A 6,000-nucleotide genomic window follows, 5' to 3' on the forward strand; every position below is an offset into this window, starting at 1 on the left:
GGCCACGGAGTCGCGGCGCTCTACTACGCAATACCGCTGAACGGGTGTCTACGGCCAGTTCCGGCTGCTCGCCTGAGTCATAGTGCGAGCACTTGAACGACCGGTTCAGTTCGAAAACCGCCCGGCGCTCAAGCAGTGCTTATTGATCGTAGCCGAAGCTCGTCGGCCAAGCACCTTTCGGCTTTATGTCGCTTTGCTCTCGTTGGCGATTCGATGGCGGTACACGTCGGCATCGGAGAAATCCGAACGAGTTGTCGTGACTCCGCTGTCGCCGGTCCTGCGATCGCGCCTTCAGGCGCGGCTAAAGGAGTGGTTCCCTAGTCCGCGTCCGTGTTGCGGGGACCTTGAAAACGGGCTGACATTGGTTGATTGGTTGACACGACTCATCGCGTGCACGACGCCTACGCTGCACGAACGACGTTCCTTCTTCGGAACCGAGCGGGTGACCGGTACTGCGCTTGTGTATTATGTGTATTATTTCAACAGTATCGACAGCTTTGCGATGATACGGATCGCCGATACCTCTCTGCAGCGTGGAACGATAACTCGTTGCGAGGATTTGGCGGTCGAGGAAATCTGCTGAGTTATCGCCACGTGGCAAACTTCGAGCACGATTCGCAAGTCCTTTAGCGGAACGGCTACTGTTCGGACGCGCAGGCGCTCGGCCTGCTCGATCAGCTTCTGGACACGCGCGATCGACTCTTCGCTCGGTTCCATTCTAAATCCATTTTTTTGGATGCTTTTCATAGTCTTACGATTGGGACTCTATGAAGGGGACGCGCTCGTTGTCCACTAATGCATACGGCTGCAGCCTCGACAATCGCCGCGCCTGTCAAGCACGCTATGACCTTGCAGTCTGCGCCCGCTTTCGCGACTGGAAGCCAACGGAAGACAGGCTTGCAAGCGGCAGAACGTCCGTCTATAGATAAGTCTTGTCGACAGTTAGATTTACAGAACGTGGAATCGTTAAAGACAGCAACTTATATCGCCCGGCGCGTTATTGCCGGCGCTACCTGTCCCACGAAGCCCTACCCATGTCCCGGAACCCTGATAGTTCGGGCGCACCATGACAGCCGCGCCCGCCGGTGGTTGCTGGCCGGACACATACACGTCCATCGCCAGATCGTTAGCTAGGACATTCTGCGAGATCACTTGCTGCTGTGTCTGATCAGCCCACGTTTTGGCTATGCACGTGCCTACAACTTTGGGTTGCTGCTGGCTGGTGCCCACCGGTTGAACGCCGGGCGACTGTTGCGTCACGCAAGCTGAAATGACGCAGGTCACAACATAAATCGACAGAAATCTCATGGTGTTTTCTTCCTCGATGCCGATGCGACGCAAGTCATGGCAGGATGCTGTACCGACGTTGATCAACGCAGCTAGGTCTGCAAGCCTGCTTCGTTAGTGAAGCACCTGGCCATATCAATTCTTCAGGCCCGAAACCTTTTCCCTTGCAACGAAAGGTCGCCCATGGTGCCCGTGATGCCGTCGTAGTGTTGTATAGCCGAGTCATGCCGCCCACGCGTAAGGCGCCACTGCCATGCTGGCCGCCAACGATCAGACCCGCCTCAAGCCCGGAGGGAAAGACAAGCTTGCCTTCGCGAACGAATGTGCTTCGTTGCGGATCCCGGCCATCGGGCAAACTGCTTTTCTCATGTCCGCCTCGAAACGTCAGATAGCACGAGGTAGCGTGATGAAAAGTTTATGTACGGAAGTTGAGATTCCAAAGGGAAATAGATTGCGGTGTCCTGAGTCCCGACGGAAAGCCGGTAGGAGCGTGTTCGGGACAAGTGTGAAAGATGCCTGTACATAACGCGTGCACGGACAGAGCGGTGCGAGGTTAAATCAGCGAACCGGCTCGCCGAGAGCCTCCTCCACGAAGCGCAGGATTGCATCTGCCCGGGCCCTTCGTGGGCACGCATTCTTTGTCACGAAGAGCGCTCCGATCGTCGGATGCGTCCGAGCAACCGGCATCGCCAGCGCCCAGTGGTCCGAATTGACATAGGCTAGAAGCGTACTGCCGGGCACGACTTGATCATAAAAGAGGACCTGACTGTCGTTTCGCGAGTCGACGCGCGCGAGCTTGTCGTAGCTCGACTTCAAATTCGTGGAGATGGGATCCGGCTGTGGGAATGTCACGACCGAGTAGTAGAGAAGGTCAGCCGGAAGCGGATGCGCGAGCCACGCTTTGCGGGTCGCCGGTCTCAAACTCTCGACCGCACCACCATCGCTCGATGTGCAGGTTGCGCCCCGAACATATCGCAGCAGGTCGGCCTGGTATTGCTCGACATTGTTGGCGGGCGGTGAGCCGCCAATTGCGCCGGCGGCACTCACCACCGCTGCCACCCGGCTTCATGCTTTAGGATAGGCAAACAGTGCTTCAAAGATGTCGGGCGCCCCCTTTGAATAGCCGGTCAGCACGAGGCGTGGCTCGCCCTCAGGTGCGGGCATAGCCATGACCGCGTCGCGAATCCGATGTGAATTATTGGTAGAACTCGATAGCGCTTCGACGTTGATGAGCATTGCGTCGAAGCCATACCGACGAAGATGCGTCACGACGGTATCCGGCGTATCCAGCCACGGCTCGAAGCAATCGTAGCCGACGCTATGCGGCACCGCCGCAAGGAGGTGCCGCTTGGACGGGCCCAGTTCAACGGCTTTGCCGGTGGGAAGGGGCTTTGCGCCTACTCGCGTCAGCGCCTGCTCGCAGGGCCGGTAGTCGGGTAACTCCGCACCAAGTGCTTTAAGAATCGCGCAAGGGATTTCTTGGGAGCGTCCTTGCTTGTCCATGACGCCAGCCAGAGATACGGGAACGAGAACCATCGGGGGCGTATCGGCCGAATACGGGATAAGCGGCTTCGTAGCGCATGCGCCAAAGACAACACACGACGTCATTGCCGCCAACTAAACGCCGATCTGACGGCGCGCATCGAGGAACGCGACAACATGACGCTCGAAGAGCAAGAGCACATATCTCGGTTTCGGGTCCATGACTCGCATCGCCAGTCACTCCGGATTGTCGAGTGACTGGTTCCTTGAAGCTGCGCGGCCGGGCCGCGAAGCACACCACCGCACGCAATCCGTCGGTAAAGTAAGTCGCACCGTCGAGCGTCGTACGAGGACGGGTCGGCAACGCCACGCTAGCGTCTGAAACACGACGCGGTTCATCAAGTCAAGTCCGGGCGGGAATCGTGCCGTTCAGTCGCGAAAATCAGTCAATCGCGGGCCCAGATCGTCAAAGACAAACCGGGAGTGCAGTGCACGCACAGGAATGCGTGAAGCGGCTAGTCAGTCTAGTAGATGTTGGGACGCAATCGAGCCGCCCGCAGCAACCGGCGGTCCTACGAACAGGCCGATAAATCCGCAGGCGGTCACGCCACCAACGAGTCGGATAATGCAAGCATCATTGCATATGCACCGAATGACCGGGCATTAGCATTCGGATGACGTTGTCGTCGGTCTGTACATCGATACTCGCAACGTTTTGACAGCTTATTTGAAGGCAGATCCTTGATCAGAATCAAAATCCGAAAAGTCGTAGAGGCGATACTGCTGTTGCCTATAGGGCTTCTATCAAAGACGCGGTAGGTCCAAGGCAAGAACACGAACGTCGAGCGCGGGACGGTTCATATCCCGTCACAACGTAGCCGCTAACTTCGGCAAGCACGCAATTCACTGCAGCAGCTACGGGTCGGGATGAATCGATAACAAGTACATGCTAAACGCGTATTTAATCAGACGATCCCTCGGGGGCTCTCGAAGAGGGCGGAGTGCATCTCGAATACGATCGATCCATGGAGAACATCATGCTCAAACGTCTGATGTTGACGCTGACGATGCTGCTACTGTTGCCGGCTTCTACTGTTCGAGCCGACGAGTATTCGGACACGCTCAACCTGTTCAAAAATGCTGGAGAAAGTGGCAGTCTGCTCAGAAGTGCCTATGGCTACGCTGTGTTTCCGAAGATTGGCAAGGGCGGGGTCGGTATAGGCGGTGCCCATGGCAAGGGGCGCGTCTATCAGAAAGGGAAGCATATCGGCGATACGTCGATGACTCAAGTCACTGTTGGTTTACAGCTTGGCGGTCAAATGTACAGTGAACTCATCTTGTTTGAGGATCAACGAGCCCTCACAGAATTCACCAACGGCAACTTTGAATTCGGCGCAGATGCTAATGCTATCGCGATCACTGCGGCGGCCGGCGCGCAGGCAGGCACGACAGGGGGCACCTCTACTAACGTCAGTGGTGGCAAGAAAAATGCGAAAACGACAGGTGCCTATCGAAAAGGTATCGCTGTATTTACAGTGGCCAAGGGTGGGCTGATGTACGAGGCAAGTGTTGGCGGCCAAAAATTCTCTTACCAGCCTCGCTGATTTGCCCGGCGTTGTCACATTAAAGCGTTCGCATCGCAGTAGTGCGATGGACTCAGCTTTCTTTAAAAGCCGGACGGATTTTGGGTAAGCTCGGTGAGACGATGCCACGCGGCAAAGCGTTCGCCGAGTTGTTTGCGGTGGAGCGAAGCGCGCAGCAAATGTCGCTTTAGTGCAAAGTGCTGCCGGATCGGACCGAAGGTCGATAAGAACGCCTGCGTGCGTTCAGGATCGCGAAAGCCTCGCATGCGGCGCTCGCGTTCACGCGTAGGTTGATGACTGTTTTCGGCCCGGCTGTTCACCCTGGCACTGGCTCTGACAAAGACGTGTTTGACGTTGGCCAGTTCGGGGATCTGGGCCTTTGCCGCCGGGTAGCTACGCAGCTGGTCGGTCACGATCTTGCTCGGTCCTTCGGGACAAGAGGCAAGCACGCGCCTGAAAAATCGCCTGGCTGCCGCCGTGTCGCGACGCTTCTGCAGCAGGATGTCGAGTTCGGCACCATGATGATCGACTGCTCGCCACAACAGATAAGGCTCGCCGCGCAGCGTCACAAGCACCTCGTCGAGATGCCATGTGGTGCCGGGTTTGCGACGCGCTGTCTTGACGCGCTGCGCGAAGCCCACGCCGAATCTGTCGCACCATTGTCGTATCGTTTCGTAACTGACGATCACCCCGCGCTCGAACAGCAACTCTTCGATGTCGCGAAGGCTCAACTGAACCGGAAATACCATCGCACGGCGCAGCTTATGATTGCGGCGGGAAAGCGATGACCGTGATAAAGCGATTTTGTTGTCTTCATCACGCAATCTTACGTTGTCACTTTGGCAACGTGACAGAGCCATCAAGAGGTATGTGTCGATAACGAAATAAGCGAATAGTTGTTTTCAGTTGACTTGACGTGCCATGAACGAAGGCGGACATGAGGGCGAACCCACGTGGTTTCCTAGGTCGCGTTCTTGCCGGACTGTTGTTGTCATTCACATGTGCCCATGCTGCGAACCTGAATTCCCTCAAGGACACGCCGATCAGCTATATGAAGCCCGCCGACCGCAAGGCGCTCCATTGCGCCGCTCAGGAAGCGCTCGACACGAAGAAGGACGGCGAAACGATCAAATGGAACAACGATGGCACGGGTGACACGGTGCATATCGAAGGTACGGTCACGCCGCGCGACACCGTGAAGCGCGAAGGCGGGCCGTGCCGCAAAGTCACGCTCGTCGTGGTCGCGAAGGGACAGACGCAGAGCTGGACGCCGACTGAGTGCAAGAAAGGGGAGACGGAATAGCGCATCGAAAAGCAATGACGCAAGCGCGATCTAGAAGCTTTCGGCGAAGCCGAATGACACGCCGTGCACGTTGTGGCCGAACACGTAGCGCACCATCGCACGTGTGCGCGTGATGACGACCGGATATCGGCTGCTGTCGAGTTCGAGGCCCACGCCGAACGAGGTCAGGTCGTTGAAGCCGAGCACGCCGGCGCTGTCGCCGAAGTAATGCGAGTACGCGGTTTCGAGCACGTAGCGCACCGGCCGGTCGAGTGCGGAAAGGCCTGTGGGCGCACGCCAGCGCGCCCACAGGCTGAACTGCTGTGCCGTCGCCGATCCCTGCACGGCGTCCGACGAACTGCCGAA

Annotated in this window: 6 protein-coding genes and 3 pseudogenes; 2 read left to right on the forward strand and 7 right to left on the reverse strand. The window is 57.4% G+C overall.

Annotated elements, in window-relative coordinates:
- Positions 1 to 474 precede the first annotated feature (474 nt).
- From AWB80_RS35450 to AWB80_RS45115, 5 genes and pseudogenes are all read right to left on the reverse strand, one after another.
- Positions 475 to 717 (reverse strand): hypothetical protein, encoded by a 243-nt coding sequence (locus AWB80_RS35450; protein ID WP_143328197.1) that lies wholly within the window; start codon positions 715 to 717, stop codon positions 475 to 477.
- Between the two features lie 249 nt (positions 718 to 966).
- Complete coding sequence (locus tag AWB80_RS35455) at positions 967 to 1,308, reverse strand: hypothetical protein (RefSeq protein WP_087131846.1); 342 nt, start codon at positions 1,306 to 1,308, stop codon at positions 967 to 969.
- Positions 1,309 to 1,480: 172 nt separating this feature from the next.
- A pseudogene (locus AWB80_RS45630) lies at positions 1,481 to 1,597 on the reverse strand (BPSL1445 family SYLF domain-containing lipoprotein); the annotation flags it as partial.
- A 248-nt stretch (positions 1,598 to 1,845) separates the two neighbouring features.
- Positions 1,846 to 2,346 (reverse strand): hypothetical protein, encoded by a 501-nt coding sequence (locus AWB80_RS45110; RefSeq protein ID WP_244206901.1) that lies wholly within the window; start codon positions 2,344 to 2,346, stop codon positions 1,846 to 1,848.
- A gap of 6 nt (positions 2,347 to 2,352) precedes the next feature.
- A complete protein-coding gene (locus tag AWB80_RS45115; RefSeq protein ID WP_244206903.1) occupies positions 2,353 to 2,790 on the reverse strand; it encodes a hypothetical protein in 438 nt (145 codons plus the stop codon).
- Positions 2,791 to 3,806: 1,016 nt separating this feature from the next.
- Between AWB80_RS45115 and AWB80_RS35470 the strand changes: the two genes are divergently transcribed.
- Positions 3,807 to 4,373, forward strand: a complete 567-nt coding sequence (locus tag AWB80_RS35470; RefSeq protein WP_061179315.1) for a YSC84-related protein — start codon at positions 3,807 to 3,809, stop codon at positions 4,371 to 4,373.
- 62 nt (positions 4,374 to 4,435) lie between these two features.
- On the opposite strand, the pseudogene AWB80_RS35475 reads toward AWB80_RS35470, so the two are convergent.
- Positions 4,436 to 5,169, reverse strand: a pseudogene (locus tag AWB80_RS35475) (IS6 family transposase).
- Positions 5,170 to 5,403: 234 nt separating this feature from the next.
- Here AWB80_RS35475 and AWB80_RS35480 point away from each other — a divergent pair.
- Positions 5,404 to 5,655 carry a hypothetical protein gene (locus AWB80_RS35480; protein ID WP_244206904.1) on the forward strand — a complete coding sequence of 84 codons (252 nt, stop codon included), beginning with the start codon at positions 5,404 to 5,406 and terminating at the stop codon, positions 5,653 to 5,655.
- A 30-nt stretch (positions 5,656 to 5,685) separates the two neighbouring features.
- Here AWB80_RS35480 and AWB80_RS35485 read toward each other — a convergent pair.
- A pseudogene (locus AWB80_RS35485) lies at positions 5,686 to 6,000 on the reverse strand (hypothetical protein); the annotation flags it as partial.

Source organism: Caballeronia pedi (assembly GCF_001544915.2).
Taxonomy (GTDB): Bacteria; Pseudomonadota; Gammaproteobacteria; order Burkholderiales; family Burkholderiaceae; genus Caballeronia; species Caballeronia pedi.